Annotated in this window: 18 protein-coding genes; 4 read left to right on the forward strand and 14 right to left on the reverse strand. The window is 63.7% G+C overall.

Going from position 1 to position 18,832, the window contains the following annotated elements:
• Nucleotides 1-8: 8 nt before the first annotated feature.
• A complete protein-coding gene (locus AU185_RS18860) occupies nucleotides 9-1,814 on the forward strand; it encodes an SDR family oxidoreductase (protein WP_059099167.1) in 1,806 nt (601 codons plus the stop codon).
• A 9-nt stretch (nucleotides 1,815-1,823) separates the two neighbouring features.
• On the opposite strand, the gene AU185_RS18865 is transcribed toward AU185_RS18860, so the two are convergent.
• The 14 genes from AU185_RS18865 to AU185_RS18930 form a co-directional block, all read right to left on the reverse strand.
• Nucleotides 1,824-2,600, reverse strand: a complete 777-nt coding sequence (locus AU185_RS18865) for a hypothetical protein (RefSeq protein ID WP_059099166.1) — start codon at nucleotides 2,598-2,600, stop codon at nucleotides 1,824-1,826.
• Between the two features lie 4 nt (nucleotides 2,601-2,604).
• The gene (locus AU185_RS18870; RefSeq protein ID WP_059099165.1) at nucleotides 2,605-3,348 is read right to left on the reverse strand and encodes a PsbP-related protein; all 744 of its coding nucleotides are present in this window, start codon (nucleotides 3,346-3,348) and stop codon (nucleotides 2,605-2,607) included.
• 39 nt (nucleotides 3,349-3,387) lie between these two features.
• On the reverse strand, nucleotides 3,388-4,356 hold the full coding sequence (locus tag AU185_RS18875; protein WP_059099164.1) for an MlaD family protein: 969 nt from the start codon (nucleotides 4,354-4,356) through the stop codon (nucleotides 3,388-3,390).
• Entirely contained in the window at nucleotides 4,353-5,396 is a 1,044-nt protein-coding gene (locus AU185_RS18880) for an MlaD family protein (protein ID WP_059099163.1), read from the reverse strand. Before AU185_RS18880 ends, AU185_RS18875 begins: the two co-directional genes overlap by 4 nt.
• Nucleotides 5,393-6,559 carry an MlaD family protein gene (locus tag AU185_RS18885; RefSeq protein ID WP_059099162.1) on the reverse strand — a complete coding sequence of 389 codons (1,167 nt, stop codon included), beginning with the start codon at nucleotides 6,557-6,559 and terminating at the stop codon, nucleotides 5,393-5,395. The genes AU185_RS18880 and AU185_RS18885 overlap by 4 nt, the downstream gene beginning before the upstream one ends.
• A gap of 1 nt (nucleotide 6,560) precedes the next feature.
• Nucleotides 6,561-7,574 carry an MlaD family protein gene (locus AU185_RS18890; protein ID WP_059099221.1) on the reverse strand — a complete coding sequence of 338 codons (1,014 nt, stop codon included), beginning with the start codon at nucleotides 7,572-7,574 and terminating at the stop codon, nucleotides 6,561-6,563.
• Nucleotides 7,571-8,581 carry an MlaD family protein gene (locus tag AU185_RS18895; protein ID WP_059099161.1) on the reverse strand — a complete coding sequence of 337 codons (1,011 nt, stop codon included), beginning with the start codon at nucleotides 8,579-8,581 and terminating at the stop codon, nucleotides 7,571-7,573. The genes AU185_RS18890 and AU185_RS18895 overlap by 4 nt, the downstream gene beginning before the upstream one ends.
• Before the next feature lie 2 nt (nucleotides 8,582-8,583).
• Nucleotides 8,584-9,636: an MlaD family protein gene (locus AU185_RS18900; RefSeq protein WP_059099160.1), complete on the reverse strand. Its 1,053-nt coding sequence runs from the start codon at nucleotides 9,634-9,636 to the stop codon at nucleotides 8,584-8,586.
• A gap of 3 nt (nucleotides 9,637-9,639) precedes the next feature.
• Nucleotides 9,640-10,506, reverse strand: coding sequence for an MlaE family ABC transporter permease (locus tag AU185_RS18905; RefSeq protein ID WP_059099159.1), 867 nt, complete (start codon nucleotides 10,504-10,506; stop codon nucleotides 9,640-9,642).
• Nucleotides 10,506-11,417, reverse strand: coding sequence for an ABC transporter permease (locus tag AU185_RS18910; protein ID WP_082683964.1), 912 nt, complete (start codon nucleotides 11,415-11,417; stop codon nucleotides 10,506-10,508). The genes AU185_RS18905 and AU185_RS18910 overlap by 1 nt, the downstream gene beginning before the upstream one ends.
• A 481-nt stretch (nucleotides 11,418-11,898) precedes the next feature.
• Nucleotides 11,899-13,281, reverse strand: coding sequence for an ABC1 kinase family protein (locus tag AU185_RS18915; RefSeq protein WP_059099158.1), 1,383 nt, complete (start codon nucleotides 13,279-13,281; stop codon nucleotides 11,899-11,901).
• Between the two features lie 77 nt (nucleotides 13,282-13,358).
• Entirely contained in the window at nucleotides 13,359-14,327 is a 969-nt protein-coding gene (locus tag AU185_RS18920) for a hypothetical protein (RefSeq protein WP_156425582.1), read from the reverse strand.
• A gap of 6 nt (nucleotides 14,328-14,333) precedes the next feature.
• Nucleotides 14,334-14,549: a hypothetical protein gene (locus tag AU185_RS18925; protein ID WP_059099156.1), complete on the reverse strand. Its 216-nt coding sequence runs from the start codon at nucleotides 14,547-14,549 to the stop codon at nucleotides 14,334-14,336.
• Nucleotides 14,546-15,322 carry a class I SAM-dependent methyltransferase gene (locus AU185_RS18930; protein WP_059099155.1) on the reverse strand — a complete coding sequence of 259 codons (777 nt, stop codon included), beginning with the start codon at nucleotides 15,320-15,322 and terminating at the stop codon, nucleotides 14,546-14,548. The genes AU185_RS18925 and AU185_RS18930 overlap by 4 nt, the downstream gene beginning before the upstream one ends.
• 186 nt (nucleotides 15,323-15,508) lie before the next feature.
• Here AU185_RS18930 and AU185_RS18935 point away from each other — a divergent pair, with 186 nt between their 5' ends.
• The 3 genes from AU185_RS18935 (at nucleotide 15,509) to AU185_RS18945 (ending at nucleotide 18,832) form a co-directional block, all read left to right on the forward strand.
• Entirely contained in the window at nucleotides 15,509-16,060 is a 552-nt protein-coding gene (locus AU185_RS18935; RefSeq protein ID WP_082683965.1) for an SRPBCC family protein, read from the forward strand.
• A gap of 29 nt (nucleotides 16,061-16,089) precedes the next feature.
• On the forward strand, nucleotides 16,090-17,706 hold the full coding sequence (locus tag AU185_RS18940; protein ID WP_059099153.1) for a flavin-containing monooxygenase: 1,617 nt from the start codon (nucleotides 16,090-16,092) through the stop codon (nucleotides 17,704-17,706).
• Nucleotides 17,707-17,770: 64 nt separating this feature from the next.
• Entirely contained in the window at nucleotides 17,771-18,832 is a 1,062-nt protein-coding gene (locus AU185_RS18945) for an alpha/beta hydrolase (protein ID WP_082683966.1), read from the forward strand.

The following is an 18,832-nucleotide window of genomic DNA, read 5'->3' on the forward strand; positions in this document are numbered from 1 at the left end:
GGATCGCAATGGAATCGGTATCGGATCTTGTGGGCGGTCACGAGAAGGAGGCCTCCGCGGGACCGCAGGTCACCCACCGCGTGGTGCGCAACGGCGACATCGACATCGCCGTTTACGAGCAAGGCAATCGGGCCGGCGAGACGCTGCTGCTATTGCACGGGTGGCCGGACTCGCACGACATGTGGAACTCCGTCACGCCACATCTGATCGATCGGTTCCGCGTGGTGACCGTCGACAACCGCGGACATGGGCAGTCGTCGAACCCGAAGAGCTATCGAGAGTTCAAGCTGGCAGCCCTCGCCAGCGACTACCTCGCCGTGATCGATGCAGTCGGCGACGGCAAACCGGTCCACGTGCTCGCCCACGACTGGGGCAGCGTCGCGATGTGGGAGGCCGTGTGCGATCCGACCGCGCAGCACAAGATCGCCTCTTTCACGTCGGTTGCGGGCCCCAACGCCGCGCACCTGACGATGTGGGCGCGGCATCGGCTGTCTCGGCCGACGCCGAAGAATGTCGCACATGTGCTAGCTCAGGTGGCTTCGCTTCTCTACATGGCGTACTTCGCGTTGCCGCTCGTCCCGAAGGCGTTCTTCCGGATGACAATGACCGCCGAGCGTTGGCGCACAGGGCTTTCCCGCGTCGAGGGGGCCGACGCAAACCAGATATGGCTGGGCCCCACCTTCGACCGGGACATCGGCAACGGGTTGCGCATTTACCGGGCCAACATCTTGTCGGCCCTCAAACCGCGGGACCAGTTCACCCAAGTTCCGGTGCAGGTGATCGTCGGGACGAATGATCCCGCAGTCCGCGCGGCCAGCTACTCCGACGAACTCAAGTGGGCTCCCGCGGTTTGGCAGCGAGTGGTGCGCGGCGGGCACTGGTTGCCGTTTTCGCACCCCGAGCTTCTGGCGACCGCGACGACCGAATTGATCGACGCGGTCTCCGGTCTGCCTCCGACACGGGGGCTGCGCCGGGCCGAAATGGGCAGGAAGCGAAGGCCGTTCGATGACCAACTCGTGGTGATCACCGGTGCAGGCAGTGGCATCGGCCGAGAGACCGCCATTGCCTTCGCCCGCGACGGTGCCGAGGTCGTCGTCTCGGACGTCAACCTGGCATCGGCGAAGGAGACGGCCGCGCTGATCGGCGAGCTCGGCGCTGACGCCCACGCCTATCAACTGGACGTCTCCGACGAGGCGGCGGTCGTCGCTCATGCCGAGCAGGTGGTGGCCGCGCACGGAGTACCCGACGTGCTGGTCAACAACGCCGGCGTGGGCCAGGCCGGTCGGTTCTTGGCGACGACGTCCGACGAGTTCAAGCGCGTGCTCGACGTCAACCTGTATGGCGTTGTCAACGGCTGCCGCGCGTTCGGGCCGAAGATGGTCAGCCGCGGTCTCGGCGGGCACATCGTGAACCTGTCCAGCATGGCCGCCTACACACCGCAGCAGGGCTTCACCGCCTACTCGACCAGTAAGTCCGCGGTATTCATGTTCTCCGACTGCCTACGCGCCGAGTTGGCGTCCGCAGGTATCGGCGTCAGCACGATTTGCCCAGGCATCGTGCACACCAACATCGTTCGCAGTTCAGTGGTGTCGGGCCTCTCCGAGCAGGAGGCCGAAAAGAAGCTTGCGACGGTCGATCGCGCGTATCGACTCCGCCGCTACGGTCCCGACAAGGTCGCCAAACAGATCGTCGCGGCGGTGCGCAAGAACAAGTCCGTCGTCCCGGTGACGCCCGAAGCGCGGCTACAGTACCTGGCGCACAGGCTGGCCCCGGGTATCGGTCGGATCGCCGCCAGGAAGGTCGCTTTAGGGTAGTGACGTGTGCTACCGCGGGCGCCAAGGGGCGGCCGAAACCCGTTGCGCGTCCGGCCATATCGCCATCGCTGCCGGTGAGGCGCAGAAGACGTCCTGGGCTCGCTTGATGTCCATACGGATCATGCCCAGACCCTCTTGTTGGTGCGTACGGCAGCTCACCGTGCGCACCTCCCCGGTGTGCAGGTCGATGTCCTCGGCCTGAAGGGTCAACGTGACCGCGACGGTGAACCCGGCGCCGGTTGGCACGTAGAAGGTGAGATCGCGGCTGGTCAATGCGCCCCAATTGGTGACGATGTAGCCGTCGCCGCTGGGGTAGACGGCTTGCCCCTCCATCTGAGTTCGTTCGAAATACGCCCGGTCCCCCTCTGCGCGCCACACGGAAAACCGGGTGTTCGAGCCGCCGTTGTACGACCGACGCGCGATCGGCACGATAATTTCCTCGCGGCCGTCGCCGTCGAGATCCTCCAGGCCGACCGGCGCCGGGTCGGAGGGCTCGGTGACCTCGTTGATGGTCTGAGTGACGGTGCCGGACCCGTCGGTGACCTCGATCTTCACCGCCAACGGTGGCGCCGAGGGGCCGCCGGTACTCCAGTAGGTCACGTCGAACGCCAAACCCCTCCGATCCGTGGAAATGAGCCGGCAGTCCTCGTGCCCCATCGGTTCGGCGGGGTTGATCATCGTCTTGTGGTGAGCGCAACGAGGCAAGGTGTCGTCCGCGCTAACCGGCGGGCAGCAGGCGAACACCGCCGCGGTTACCGCCGTCGTTCCGACCAGCGCGCGAAACATCGTGCTACCGCGGGGGAGTCGGTCGGCCGGGACTCGGACCGGGCTCAGCTGGAGGACCCGGTTGACTGGGCAGCACCTGATCGGCGTTGGCGGCCTTGCTCCCGGTCTTGGGGCCGATATCGGAGACCTGCCACGTGTCGCCCGCTTTGTTGACGGTGATCTGCAAGAGAACTATCGACACCCGAGGCTCCGGATTCTGCAAATTCCTGGTGGTCTGGCTGGCCGACACCACCACTTGGTAGACATCGCCGGGCTGTGGGGTCACCTCCGTCGCCAGCACTTCACCGGTCGAGGTGACCTGCGCCTGAAGCATCACGCCCTTGAGCAAGTCTTCGGCATTGATGTACTTGTCCTTCAGCGCGTCGGACACGCCCTCCTCGACCGATCGGAAGAATGCGTCGGGGTCTTTGAACGAATACGTCAACGACTTGAGCGCGTAGTCCTTCGCCAGCTGTGCGGCGGCGGCGCGGTTGGCCTCTTCCTGACGCATCGCCGAGAGCTGGTCCGCGGCGTTCTTGTACTGGAGATAACCGAACACACCGACGCCGATGAGAACGATGAGCAACACAGCGGCAACCCATTGCCAGGGATTCCGGCGGGAGGACGCCGGCTTGTGATCTTCGTCGACGGGCTCGGGCTTCTCGTCTACCTTGCCTACCTTGTCTACCTTGTCGTGCGACTCCTTGGCGGTGCTCTCCTGCTCGACCGTGGCGCCTTCGTCGACGTCGTCCTCGGAGCTGTCTGCCATGTCCGCCTCACTCGTTGTTCTGATTGTCATGATGCCCCCTTACGGCTGTGGCCATTCTGGAACGAGAAGTTGAAGACGCATGGCGCCTTCGTCGTTGAACGTGGACTCCCAGAAGTCGAGCCAATGTCCGGCGTCGATTTCGACATCGCGGATGGGTGCCGTCGCCGGTTCGAGCACGGTGGCGAAGGTACTCAAGGGCCCGGCGAGCAGTTCGATGTATTGGCTGATCTTGTCGACGAGGGATTCGATGGCTCCGTCGTCGCCGAACATGTCGGTGCCCAGCTGCGACAGGCTGTCGAATTCGCGGATCAGACGGACGAATTCGGGAACCGCGCTGGGCAGGATATGGCCGGTCTCGGAGAAGACCGCGCCCACCTTCAGGTCGCCCATCCCGGTGGTAAGTGTGGACAGGTTGCCGAAGAGCGTGTTGAGCAGTTGCTTGTTCTCCTGCACCATTCGGGCGTAGAGACCTGCCGTCGTCGCCAACGAATCGAGGGTCTCGTCGTTGCCGGTGATCGCCTCCGCGAGATTGGTCACCACGGTGCGCAAGTCCTCATGATTCAGCGCCGAGAACAACGCGTTACCGCGGGCGAGGATGTCGCTCACCGTGACGGCGCTTGTCACCCGGTCGGCAGGTATCACCGCACCGTCCGACAAGTAGGGCGGCGCAATGACTTCCGGTTTGAAGTCGATGTACTGTTCACCGGCCACGGAGAGGGCTTCGACGCTGATCGGGCTGTCGACGGGGACCGGATGTTCGCTGTCGAGATCAATAGCCACCGCCAAACCGGCAGGGGTGGCCTGGATGTCCGTGACCCGTCCGACCTTGATGCCGCGCATCGTGACATCGGATGTCGAGAGCAGGCCGCCGGAAGCTTCGAGCATCAACTGAATCCGGGTGACCTGCTTCGTCGGCCCCATATCGAGCACCCCGAGGGACATGTAGCCGGCGCCGATCAACGTGATGATTGCGAGGATCACCAGCGTCGCTCCTGCGTTGAACTTCATGGCGCGAGTAGGCCCATCGTCTGCATCCTGGTGATCACCTCGTCGGCGCGGGCCGCCGGATCCAGGCCGATCGACCCGTCCGGATTGTGCAGTCCGGTCACGGTGTAACGGGGCCCGCCCTTACGGAAGAAGCCGATGAGCTTGTCGCGGATGAGGTCGACCGTCTTGTCCATGATCGTCGGAATCGTGGTGTCGGCAGTGGCGACCGCGCCGATGAAAGGTGTTGCATGCGAGATCATCTGAAGTATCTCGGCGGTGTTCGGATCGATTGCCGGAGAGATGTTGCGGGCCAGCTTGCCTGCGTCTATCACAAGCTGCACGATGTTCAGCGTGACGCTGCCGAGTCCGATGAGCTTGTCGGGGCCTTCGGTTACCAGTCGGTCGAACGTGTCGGTGTTCTCCACCAAGCTGTTGCTGATGTTACGGGCGCTTGCCAGGATCTCGTTGATGGTGTCCTGATTTGCCGCGAGGTCGTTCAGCGTTCCCGCAACCTTCTGCTGAACTTCGGTGATCTCAGCGGGGTCGTTCGGGAAGGCGTTGTTGAGCTTGATCACCGTGTCCTGCAAGGTGTTCAGTCCGCCACCGGACGCGAGGTCGGACACGGACCGCAGGACATCCTCGACGTTGTCAGCGGGGGCGGTGTTGCTCAACGGGATCGCGTCGCCATCGTGAAGCGTGATCGGCGATGGATGATCCGGTGTCAGCAGCGCGATGTAGATGTCTCCGAGCACCGTTGCTTGGCGCAGTTCAGCGCGGGTGTTCTGAGGCAGCCGGACGTCCGATGAGATGTCGACGCTGGCCACCGCAGTACTGCCGTCAAGCGCCACGTGATCGAGGACGCCGACCTGCACCCCGCCCGAATCCACCTTCGCCTTCGCAGGCAGATTCAGCACGCTGGAGAACTCAATCTTGATCCGGTACGCGTCACCCGGCACGTATGAGCCCGGCACGGGCAGGTCGGTCGGATCGAGTGAGCACGCGGGTGTCAGCGCCAGCGCCAGCGCGGTGATCACCGGGACACAAAGGCGTGCGGCGATCATCCGAGGGCTCCGCCCAGGATGAGGTTGGTGAGACCGAGAGTGACGGGGTCCGACGCCGTCCCGGGTGCGCACGCGGAATTGGCTCCCGGTGTGTTGCGGGCCCGCAGTTCGGTGCAGATGGCGCTCGCCTGAGTCGGTGAGATCGCGACGCGCGGTGGGTAATACGTGACGTTGTGGGTGCCCCATGTGGGCTCGTAGATGTCGGAAAGCCAATTGGTGAACTGCGGAAGCGAGTTGAGGAACCCGAGAATGTGAGGGGTGTAGGCGTTGAGGAGGTCAGTGACCCAGGGGATCAGCTTGTCGGAGATGTTGTGGTAGACCCGCGGAGCGAAACGATCGAGGGTGTCCTTCAATATCGGGAGCAGATGCACGAGCCTGCTCAACGCCGTTGCGAAGTGGTCGGAGAGGTTCTCTATCAACAGGGCCGTATCAGGCAGTGTCTTGATCACGACCGCGAATGTGTCCCAGTGCCGCAGCCACCCCGAGGTGGAGATTTCGCTGTTCTCCAGCAACTGCCGGTAGTCGGCGTCGGCCTTGTAGGGATCACCGACCATCGCGACGAGATTCTGCAGCGTCTGCTTGATGGTGACGCCCGTGCCGTCCAAGGATCGGCTGGCCGCGGCCAGGCTGTCATTGATCGCGGCCACGCCAGGCGCGCTGAACGGATCTTGGCCTGCCTCGCGGCCCAGGATGGCATCGGCGAGATCGCCGATCGCTGCGAAGGATTCGCTGATCCCGATCGGGGTCTTCGTGGACTTGATCGCAATACATTGCGGCCCGGTGAACTTGGGTCCACCGGCGTAGGGCTTGGTCAGCTCGACGTGGCGGTCGGTCACGATCGAGTCGCCGTAGGTGACTGCCCCGACGTCGGCGGGCAGGTCGAGATCCTTGCGGACGGTGAAGTCGACCCGGACGTGGTCGGACTCGTTGGTGATCGCCGTGACCTCGCCGACTTCAATCCCGAGCAATTGCACCTTGTTGCCGGTGTACAGACCCGCCGCGTCGGTGAACTCTGCGCACATCGCACGGACGCCATCGATCTTCGGCAGCAACGTCTTTGCGCCGACGACCGCGGCGGCGACCACCGTCAACACGATCGCGGTGGTCGCAACGCCCACGAACTTGGCACGGAACCTGTTGCGGAGAAAGTGTAGGGGCCTCATCTCAGCACTGCCTGGTGATGTTGGGAATGCACACGTCCTCGCCAGGCATGAGCCGGTCGCTCTCGTCGATCACGACGCCGTTGCCGCTAAGCATCGGAACCACGATCCGCAGGATCTGGCCCAGGCCGTCGGCCGCTTCGCCGATCCGTTCGGGATGGCTGAACAGCGTGTCGAAAATGTCGTCGATGCCGTGGGCCACCGGCGCGACCTCATCGTGGTAGAACACCATCAACCGGTCGACGAGGCGCGCGAGTTCGGATAGCAGGCTGAAGAATTCGACGATCTCTACGGACTTCGTGGTGAGTCGGGCGCCCACGAGCGCGAACTGCTGCGCCATGACGACCAGTTGTTGTCGGCCGGCGACGAAAGCGCTGGAGTACTCGTTGAGGAAGTCGAGTCCGCGGTGGTAGTCCGCGGTGACCTGGCTCAGCGACGTCGTCAGGGTGTTCGCGGTCTGGAGGACATCCCGCAACGCGTCGGGGTACTTGTTCGCCGCGTTGGCGACCTCGCTGAACGTGTCGTGGATGACGTCACCGTCGACCTCCTGAATCAGGGGTGTCGCCTCCTGAATGATGTCGTTGATCTCGAACGGGGTCGCCGTCTGTTGCGGGGGAATCACCTTGTCGCCCAACGGGTGAATCCCCTTGGGGTCGAGCGCCACGTAATGCCCGCCCAGCGGAGTGAGTAGCTTGATCTCCAGCGTGGAGTCCGAGCCGATCACGAGTGACTTCGTCACTTCGAAGGTCATCTTGACCACGGTGCCGTCCAGACCGATTGAGGTGACCTTGCCGACGGGTATTCCCGCGATGCGGATCTCGTCACCGGGCCGCGCCCCACCCGAGCTTTCAAAGTGCGCGGTATAGCTGCGCTGCCCGAGGGGGTTGACATAGAGCGCACCGGCTGCGACCAGCGACACCACGATGAGGAGGCTGCCGATGACACCGATCCGACGGCTGCGGGCGCCGGCGGCGTGCTCGTCGAGCAGGGCGGGGCGGTTGCGGCGGAAGAGCCTCATCGGCACACCACCAGGTTTTGTTCGGCGAAGGAGACGATGCCGATGCCTGGCAGGGTCACCTCGCCGTTGGAACACGTGAAACGCGGTACAGCGGGCCTGTCTTCGATGAGTTGGTTGCGCAGGCCCTGGATCAGCGACGGCACCAGCGACAGCCCGGCGATGATGGTCGGCGTCTGGGGGAACATCCGAGCGGTCAGGTCGTAGAACGGGACGGTCATACCGTCGAACGTGCGCTCGGTGTATTGCAGAATCTGGATCACGTTGCGCAGTGTCGGCACCGCTTCGTCGATGCCTTGACGGAATCCCTCGGCCTTGGCCGTCAGTCGGATCAGAACACCGTTGAGCGTCGTGATCAGGTCGAACAGTTGCTTCGATTTGCCGCCGAGGTCGACCGAGATTTCTCCGAGATTGCGGATCAGGGTGATGAAGACCGCTTGGCGATCGGCGGCGAATTTGGAGACCTCATCGAGGTCGCGCAGTACGGGCCCGATACCGGATTCGTCGCCTTGGATGAGCCGCAGCAGGTTCTCACCGAGCTGGTTGAACTCTGCCGGGTCCAAGGTACGGAAGATGGGCCGAAAACCGTTGAACAGCTTGGCCACATCGAACGACGGGATTGTCGAGCCGATCGGGATGGTGGAGCCCGCCGGTAGCAGGGCGCCTGGGGCATCGGGTTGGGCCAGTTCCAGATACCGCTGCCCCACGAGGTTCTGGTAGCGGACGGCAGCTACGGTCTCGCTGTACACGGGTTGACTGGCCACCACAGTGAACTCCACGTCGGCGTTGCGGCCGTTCAGTCGGATGGTCTTGACCTTGCCGACCTGGACGCCGGAGATCCGGACGTCGTCGCCGACGTACAGGCCGGAAACGTCGCTGAATGTCGCGGTGTACGTGGACTCCGCGCCCTCGACGGGGTTGCGCAGCGCGGTGACGACGATGAGCGCGCACACCAAGGCGATCGCGGCAAACACTGTCAACGCGAGGGCGGATCGTGCGGTCTTGTTCACCGTCAGCCCCCCGGCGCCACAGGTGTCGGTGGTGCTGGCTGCTCGGCGGGCAGGGCAGCGGCCAGGCCGGGCATCGCGTCCAGGAGCACATCGATGCGCAGCCGGACCTTGCCGTCGATGATGGGGAAAGCTGCACTGGTCCGGTCGATCAGCCCCGATAGGCGATCGTAGGCCGGTGCCAGGCTGCCCAGCGCGTAGGTGGTAGGTGCGGCGACGTTGACGATGCCGTTGGCCATCGGTACGACCCAGTGATTGTTCTTGTTGAACAGATCGGCGACGAAGTTCAACAGGCCACTGACCTGAACGAGGATCGTGTTCGTCCGGTCGGTGCCCCCCGGCTGCACAAGGAACGTCAACTCGTCCAGGAGCTGGTTCAGCAGCCCGGCGAGCGGAACCAAGTCGTTGACGCCGTTGACGAACGACGCGATGACCGACAGCGACTGTGAGATCGGTACGGTCTGTGCGTCGACGAGGATCTCGGCGGTGTCGAAAACGGACCGAGCGGAAGGTTCGACGAGGTCGGCGTGCTTGCGCAGCGTCTCGATGATCCGGTCGACCGCGGGTGAATCCAGCACCGATGCGAGCTTGGTCCCCTCGCGCAGCAGCCCGGTGATCGACGAGGACCGCGCGTCGTCGCCGATCATCAAGGTCCGACCGGGTGCGAGCCGACCACCGCGTCCGCTACTCACGAGTTCGACTGCGGCCGTGCCGAATACGTTCGATGAGGTGAATTGGGCTCCGGTATCCGCTTTCAACGCGGCGGCCTGTCGTGGGTCGAGCACCAGGGTCAGCTTCTGCCTGTTGTAGCCGATCGCCTCCAGCTTCTTCACCGAACCGATCGTGAGGCCCCGGAATTTCACCTCTGCGCCGGGCGTGAGGCCCTCACCGATCGAGTTGGCGACAACGGTGAGGTTGAACGCGGGCTCGTACTTCCCAGAGGCGAGCTGGACCAGCAGCGTGGTGGCCACGGCCAGGGCGGCGAACACGACCACGCCCCGCAACCGCAGTTTCGTTGGGCTGGCTGCTCGTCCGGACTCGTCGTGGAAGATCGGCATGGGCTACCCCGAGATCCGAACGCCAGGGTCGCGCCCCCAGAAGATGAGGGTGAGGATCATGTCGAGAATGACGATGGAGATGAGGCTGGCGCGGATGGCACGGCCCGACGAGGCGCCGACGCCTTCCGGCCCACCGGTGGCGTAGTAGCCCTGATACCCGTGAATGGCGATGATGACGGTGACGAAGATGATGGCCTTGAGGACCGAGAACAAAACGTCCGACGGTTGAATGAACGAGTTGAAGTAGTGGTAATAGGTGCCCGACGACTGGCCGTGCAGGACGTTGACCACCAGTGCGCAGGACAGGTAGCTGAGCAAGAGCGTGACCACGTAAAGCGGAACGATGGTGATAAAGCCCGCAATGACGCGCGTTGTCACCACAAACGGAATCGACCGGATGCCTTGGGCTTCCAACGCATCGATCTCCTCAGAGATCCGCATCGAGCCGATCTCAGCGGTCATCCGGCACCCCGCCTGCGCGGCGAATCCGATCGCGGCGATCATCGGTGCCATTTCGCGGGTGTTGGCGTAGGCGGAGACGAAGCCCGTCAACGGACCCATGCCGACCATGTCGAGCGCGGCGAACCCTTCGATGCCGACCGAAGCCCCGATCGCGACACCCATGAACACCAGCACACCGATCGTGCCGCCGCCGACGATGATCGAGCCGTTGCCCCACGTCATGTCGACAAGCAGTGCGCCGGTTTGGCGACGATAGTTCTTCAGCGTCCTCGGCACGGCGCCAAGGACGAGGCCGAGGAACGTGGCCTGATGGCCGAGTCGTTCGGCCAGCGACATCGTCCCGCCCCCGATTCGCAGGGGTAGGCGGGCCGCCGCCCCGAAGGGAAGGAATTTCGACGGGGTGGCCATCAGCCCACCCTCGTCGGCAGGATCATGGTCACCAGCTGCGTGATGACCAGGTTCATCACGAAGACGGCGACGACGACGGCGACCACGGCGGCGTTGACCGCATCGGCCACTCCGCGAGCTCCGCCTCTGGTCTCGAGCCCCCGCTGACACGCGACGAGGATCGTCACCGCGCCGAAGATCCAGGTCTTGATCAGCGCGACCACGACATCGGCCACGTTGGCGAATGCGGCGAATGATGCCAGATAGCTTCCGGGCGTTCCTGATTGGAACGCGACGTTGATGAAGTAGCCGGCGCCGAGACCCATGAAGATGATGAAGACACACAGGAACGGCGCCACGAGCAGTATTGCGGCCAACCGCGGCGTGATCAGCCGGCGAACCGGGTCGATACCCATCACCCGCAACGCGTCGACCTCGTCGCGGATGGTGCGCGCGCCGAGGTCGGTGGTCACCGCCGAGCCCGCAGCACCGCCCAGCAGCAGTGCCGCGACGATCGGCGCGCCCTGGCGGATCACGCCCAGACCCCCGGCGGCGCCCGAGATGGCGGTCGCACCGACTTGCTGGATGATACTTCCGACCTGAACGGCCACGATGACACCGAACGGGATCGACACCAGGAGTGCGGGTATCGCCGTGACGCTGACAATGAACCAGGCCTGACCGATGGTCTCGCGCCATGGGTGGCGCAATCGGATCAGATCGGTGACGAGATAGTAGAAGGCCTGCGCGCCGAGCTCGAGGAAGCGCCCCAGAGTCTTGAGCGACTTGTCGATCTGGCTCGTCCCGTAACGCACTGGCGTGGCCAAAGCCGTCGACAGTTGGCGGCCGACCTTAGGGCCCCCGTCCTCGCCACTCGCATCGACGTCGGTTGACTCGGCGGGAGGCGCTGGCGCGATGTCGGTCTGCGTCAAGTGCTCACCCCCTCGTTCACGTGCCCCGTCAACCGGTCCCCGTCGACGACGATGACAGCTGCCACGCTTGCTCGCGGGGTGTCGGAGATGTCTACGTGCCCCTGGCTTTTCCGGATAGCCCCGCTATCTAGAATCCGGCGATCAGTGTGCTCGGTCACAGTCGGCTCGGTCAAGGGATTCCGGGGCACTCTCAGGAATTCAGCCGGCGGATCCGCTCCAAGCCACGGGTCCTGGGCGCGCCTCCCGCTAGGAAAAGCGCTCGCTTTCCTGGGCAGATGCCGGCCTGGCGGGTTGGCGGCGCTGCGCCGTCCGTGGTGCGAGTCTGCACTCCGGTGCGGGTGGGAAATCGGCGGTCGGCGGTCCATGAGTTTCTGAATAATACAACTATCCAAATAGCAACGCTACCGAAATTGTCGGAAAGATCCACGGACCTTCATGTTTGCTGTCGGTGGCGTCAATAGGGGATGGGCGCGCGACAGGCTTACCCCTTGCCGGGGCGGTTCTCCCAGTCGGCGATCGCCCGACCGATGTCGGTCGCCGGCGGGTCGTCGTAAATCCACTCGCGCGCGATGCGATGCCAGTTGTTGGTCGCGACGAGCTGACCGAGGGCGCCGAACGTGAAGAAGTCGGCTCGTCGCGAGAAAATGTGCTCCGGCGGCAGCAACTGTCGCTTGATGCCGGTGAAGTGGTCGGACCCCCGTGGATCGATCGCGACTACCAGCGCTCCGGTGGCCAACTCGGGCGTCACCGTGATCTCGTCGTCGACGAGGTGCCACTCACCGGCCGCCCACAGATAGTCGAGGCACTCCTGTGGGGTGATGTCGGCATCGGCGTCGACGATGCCCCGGCCGATCAGCAGGTGATAGATGTCGTTGGCTCGTCCTTCCACCGCGGCGCGCAGGAGTACGCGCTCGAAGTCGACGTTGGTGGGGTCCATCCGATTGAAGAGCCCGAAGTCGATGAACACGACCTTTCCGTCGGCCGTCTGCATGACGTTTCCCGGGTGTGGATCGCCGCAGAACTCGTTGTGCTGGAACAGCGAACCGATGTAGAAGCGGTAAAGCAGCTCGCCCACGTCGTTGCGTTCCTCGGCGGGAAGTTTCCGCAGATCCTCGAACGATGTCCCGTCGACGTACTCGGTGATCAGGACGCGTTCTCTGCTGAATTCGAGAACACTGTCGGGGATGTAGATGAGCGGATGGCCGCGATACTTCTGGGCGACGTAATGCTGAGTGCGGGCCTCTTGGAGGTAATCCAGCTCATTCACCAGATTTCGCGAGATCTCTTCGAGGAAGCCGTTGGCGCCCAACGCCGGCCACACTGTCTTGCCGATTTTGGCGAACAGCGCGAGGTTTCGCATATCGGCCTTGATGGCCGTGTCAATGCCGGGGTACTGCACTTTGACCGCGACGTCGCGGCCATCGCGCAGCTTGGCACGATAGACCTGTCCGACGGACGCGGCGGCGATGGCCTCGTCGTTGAAATCGGCGAATATCCGCCTCAGCGGGCCGATATCCGTCTCGATGACTTTCCGCATCGATGCGAACGGGACGATCGGCGCGTGATCGCGGAGCGCGGCGAGCTTCTCGCGAAACCGCTCGCGATGCGATTCAGGGACCAGATCGAGATCGAGGACTGACAGCATCTGGCCCAGCTTCATCGCTGCGCCCTTCATGCCACCGAGCACGGTGACCAATTGATCCGCCGACTCAATTGTCGCGCGCTCGGCGAGAATGCTCTTGGCTCGTTGGGAGCGGCCGATCATCGACAGCCGCGTGCCCGCGCTTCGCACCGCCTGTTCGGCGGCGAGTCGCCCGAGCTTTCCGCCTCGGGATATTCGGGCCTTGGGGACGGCACCAGTCACGGCACCCGCTTCCGTCGGAGTCGTCGGACGGCCTCTTTGCCGCCTGTGACGATCTTGGGGGGCCGATGACCGTGGTGTCAATCGACGACCTTGACCGGTTCCCGCACAGCTTCGAGGGCGTGTTCGATTCGCTTCCACGTCTTTCGACGATCGGCTGTGTCCGCCGCATCGCTGAAACGCCCTGCGAAGGATTGGTCTTCAAGGATCGGCGCGGACGCGAGGTTGCGCAGCCCGTCATCGGTGAGGACGGCGGCCAGGTCGAGCAGTTCGGCCAGTGCGCCTTCCCCCTCGGCGATGCTGACCAATCGTGACACGGCCTCGGTGTCGGGATTGCCAAGGAATTCTTCGACGGCGGGAGAAGCGAGTTCGGGCTGGATGCGGGCCAGCACCGAGAGCATCGTCAGGGCGAACTGCGTCGAACCGGCTCTCGCTGCCTTCGTCATCCGGACGAGTCGGGTGGGACCAGCCACGCGCACAATGGCATTGAGCACATCCGTGTCCCATACCAGCGCGCCCGTCCGGATCAACCCCTCGTCATCGTCGATGGCCTTCTCGAAGTCGACGATGTGCTGTTCGGTGGCGTACTCGACGAACCGCGATGCCGTGAGGTACTCGCGACGACGGAGCAACTCCTTCGCGGCGGGAATCAGGAGCCGCGACGGTAACTTGGGCGCGAAGTGGGGGATGATCCGCGGGTCGACGTAAGGGGCGGCGTCGGCCAGGTATGCCGGCTTCATCCCGGACAGCACACCGACAGCCCGGTCTTCGTGTGCCAAACCGAGGGCCCCACCGGCGCGGCCGGCGACTTCCGGAGGTACGGCCTTGTGAGCGACGGCAATGACGACGGCATTTGGAACAAGCGGCGCCAGCTTGCTCACCCGTGCGAAAACTGAAGCCAGCGAGTCGAAAAGCGCATCGGACATCGCACACCTCAAGGCGCGGACGCCGTCGGCTCCGAGGTGCTCCAGGCTGGCCAACGCCGCGGGGTCAGCCTCCAGTAGATCTGCAAGAAGCGCGATTTGTGCTCGAGTCACCAAGTCGGCCACGATGTCTCACCTCCCGAACAGAATCTTGCGGGCTGCGGGGCGGATGAGTCGAGGAAGACCGTTGAGAACATCGTCGAGGGAGCGATCCGAGCTCGTCTGAAGTTTCGCCTTCGCACTTCGCAGCATGCCCAGCAGCAACACTGACTCCTCGGGCGACAGCTTGGACAGCACGTCGGCAGGCTCCTTCAGCTCCGCCAGCAGCGGATTGCGTTCGGGATTCATACTTGCTCCGCCTTCGTGGCGACCACGAACTGCGCCAGGCCTTCGACGTGCTGGTGAATGTCGATCAGACCCGCTCCGCGCAGGAACCCGGTGACCTCGTCCCGACCGAACATCCGCACGCCGCTGGCCCTTTGCATCAGCTTGCCCCGTCGCGAGGTGCTGACACCGCCGGGCGCGAGGCTCGTGAGGATCACCATGCGCCCGCCCGGCTTGAGGACCCGGGCCAATTCCCTGATCGCCTGGAACGGCTCATTGATGAGGTATAGGGCCGCCAAGCACGTCGTCGCGTCCGCGACACCGTCGGCAAACGGAAGGTTCTCGGCATCGCCACGCAGGTACGCGACGCCGGGACCGGCGTTGTCGGCCACTGCGCGGCGCAACATCTGGTGTGAGGCGTCCACTCCGACGGCGAGGCCGTCCGGGAACACCTGAGCGCCGAACCAACCCGTGAAGTTCCCCGGCCCACAGCCGATGTCGAGGACAGTGCAGCCCGGACGAAGACGCAGCCAGTCGGCGACCCGGGTGCGGTCCTTGTCCCGGCCGGGCGACTTCAATCCGCCGGCGACTTTCAGGCCGACCGGACGAAGGAGTTGGTAGCCCGCCGAATAGACATTCGTCCGCATCAGTCGCTGGATGAGTCTGTCTGCCGGGGGAGCGGCCTCTCCGAGCACGTCGCAGTAGCCGTCGCCAGTGATCTCGACCCGGCCGCATCGATCAGGATCGAGAAGCCCGACGGCGCGGGAGGTTGCGGTGGGACTTGTCGTGAGAGACATCAGCGGTCAACTTCCGTCGTCATCGAACGCGGGCAGGCCTTCTAGATAATAGGACTATGTGGATAGTGAAGCAATATTGCACCATAAACACACAGCTCAGACAGTTCAAGCAGCATTGACATAGGCCTAATATCCGAATAAGGTCGATATCTGTCGCAGTCGTCGAGTGAAAGCAGAAAAGTGTCCATGGCTTTAACCGGCATCCTTCATCGTCAGTGGACCGCCGTGCCCGTCGATGATTCGACGTTCGACACCGCGCCACTGGTGTTCTCCACTGAGTTCACGTTCGACGCACCGCCCAAGGACGTATGGGACGTGCTTGATGGCGATGCAGCCTGGGAATGGCTGCCTTTCCCGGGGACAGGGGTCCGCTACCCGTCACCGGAACGTGGCGTCGGGATCGTTCGCGAGATGGGCAGCGTGTATGACCCGTTTCGAGTGCTGTGGGTAGAGCGCGAGCAGTTCTGGCGCTACGAGCCGCTCAAGAGAATCACTTTCGGTGTGGTGAGCGGGAACTGGATGCAGTTCGCCCTGGTTCGCCAGTACGCCGAGGATGTGACTTTTCACGAGACGGCTGACGGTGGCACCCATGTCGTCTGGACGGTTGCGATCAACCCGCGCGCACCCTTTCGGTTCGTCAAGTACGTCAAGCCGGTCTGGCGCACTGCATACCGCATCGGGTTCGGACCCGGCATGCGCAAGCGGCTGGCTGCCCGCTCCTCCATCGCTGCCGCCTAATCCGCCGAATCTCCAGGAGAAATCAAGGCATGTCGCAGGCAACAACCGAATCAGCCGCTGTCACCGAAATTTTCGAGCAGCCGCAATACGAGACCGTCGTCATCGGGGCCGGCCTCGGCGGCATCTGTGCGGGAATCAAGCTTCAGGAAATCGGTGTTCAGAACTTCCTGATCGTCGACCGGGTAGGCGGCATGGGCGGAACGTGGTACACACACCACTATCCAGATGCGGGATGTGACATACCGTCGACCACATACCAGTTCTCGTTTGCACGCAAGCCCGACTGGGACCGCTTCTTCGCCAAGAGAGACCAGATACTGGAGTACCTGGAGGATCTGGCCACGGAGCACGGCCTGCCCGCCAAGATGCGATTCAACACCAATGTCGTCAAGGAAATGTGGGACGACGACCGCCACTTGTGGCGTTTGCATGTCGACACAGGCGAGACGATCACCGCGCGCTTCGTCATCAGTGCGGTCGGTGCGTACATCAACCCGAAGACGAGGCCCGACATCGCCGGTCTGGATTCCTTCGAAGGGCAACGGATATATCCCGCCGACTGGAACCACGACTACGATTTCGCCGGCAAGCGGGTGGCTATCATCGGTGTCGGCGCGACCACGATGCAGATCGCTCCGCAGCTGGCACCGAAGGCCGCGCAGCTCGACCTCTACCAGCGCACCACGCAGCTCTACATGCCGAAGCCGGACTTTGTGCTTCGGCCGTGGATGCAGCGGTTTCTCGCGATGCCCGGCGGTTCGTTCGTCGTGAACCTGTTGGCCCAGGCGATCATCGACGGGTTGCTCCGCATTGCCGTCTATACACCCGCTCCGGTTTGGCGAAGGGCTGCGGTTGGCGTCGACTACCTCGGTCACAAGCTCTACCGCGGTTGGCTACGGATCAACGTGAAGGATCCTGAGACGCGCAAGAAGCTGACGCCGAATTTCGGGGTCGTATGCGTGCGCGGCGGTCTGGCCGGCAGCTACCTGACGAACCTCAACCGCGACAACGTCGACCTGATCACCACGCCGATCGAGGAGATCACCCCGGACGGCATCCGCACCGCCGACGGCACGGAGCGCAAGATCGACGCGTTGGTGCTCGCGACAGGCTACGAAGTGTTCTCCGACCCGGAGAGTTATCGTCCCGGAACCGTGATCGGGCGCAACGGATTCGACCTGGGGCACTCATACAACACCGACGGCATGAAGGCGTACTACAGCACCTCGGTATCGGGCGTGCCCAATCGGTTCATCATGGTCGGGCCGTACTCCTGGACGGGCACCGCATTCCACTACTTCGTGGAGAACGCCATGCGGCACATCTCGACCGTGATCGCCGAGACACGGCGGAGGGGCGCAACAGTCGCGGAAGTGCGCCCCGAGGCACAAGACCGTTTCCATGAAGACATGCTCAGAAGCGGACGGAACCTGAGCTTCTATCTGGGCAACAGATGCGCAGGTTCGAACACGTACTTCGTCAACTCGCAGGGCGAGTCGCCGTACATCCGGCCATGGCCGTTGCTGAAGACGTACCGCAAGGCCACCCGATTCGATCGTGACGATTACGAGTACCGGACCGTCGCGTCGTCTGCTGGCGAACGTGCTGTACCGCAGCTGCCGGAAGAGGTGAGTATTCCGTCGTGAGTGAATGCACCAGTGACCGTTTGACCGTCAGCTCGACGGATCGTGGGAATCATGGGACTTCGGCATGACCGCATCGACGACACGACGAGTCGACGTCGGCAGCGGCGCCGTCCGCGTCGAGTTCGGCAGCAAGCCCGGCTTGCGACTGCGCGCGCTCCACGCGCTTTCCCGTGCGACGTTGCGACCGGCGCTCGATGGACTTGCAACTTTGGCTGTGCACGGACCGCTACGCGGGAAACCGGCGTTTCGGATCTCCAATGCCGCAGAACTTGCGACGATTCCGTTGCGTCCATCGCGGGGAACGCGCATGCGACGGGTGTCGTTTCCTGACTTTCGAGCCGAATGGGTATGGCATCGAGACCACCCGTCGCCGGACGATCCCGCCGCGGGTGCGATTCTCTACTTCCACGGCGGGGCGTTCGTTGGCGGCGGATTACACAGCCACCGCCGGCTGGTGGGTCGCATCGCCCGTGACAGCGGTGTGCCGGTGTTCAACGTCGACTACCGACAGTTGCCCAAGGCCGGGATCATCGAAGCGTACGCAGACGGCTTGCAGGCGTACGAGCATCTCCTCGCTCAGGGGCTCGCTGCCGACAAGATCGTCCTGGCCGGCGACTCGGCCGGTGGCGGCATCGCCTTCGCGATCGCCTTGGCGGTCCGCGACGAAGGTCTTCCGATGCCCGGTGGCATCGCGGCGATCTCACCGTGGGCCAACTTGGATCCAGAACCCCACCGTCAACATCCGAACAACCGGCGCGACGCCATGCTCTCCGCCAAGATCCTCGCCATGTCCGCGGTGAGCGGTCTGGCCGACGGCGGAGAGCTCGACCCGGCGTGGTCGCCGGTGAACCACGACTTCACCGGTCTACCACCGGTACTCATCCAGATGGGTTCCGAGGAGGTACTGCTCCCCGACGCTGAACTTCTCGCGCTCAGGTGTGCCGACGCCGGCGTTCCCTACACACTGCAGATCTGGGAAAAGGCCATCCACGTCTTCCATGCGGCTGCCGACGTCATCCCCGAAGCGCGCGAGGCCCTTGCGGACGTCGTGCAGTTTGTTTGCGAAGTCGTCTCACCGACCGCCGTTGCTCCGGCACCATTGACAACGATCCGTTCGGATAGGTAG

Source organism: Mycobacterium sp. GA-0227b (assembly GCF_001499855.1).
Classification (GTDB): domain Bacteria; phylum Actinomycetota; class Actinomycetes; order Mycobacteriales; family Mycobacteriaceae; genus Mycobacterium.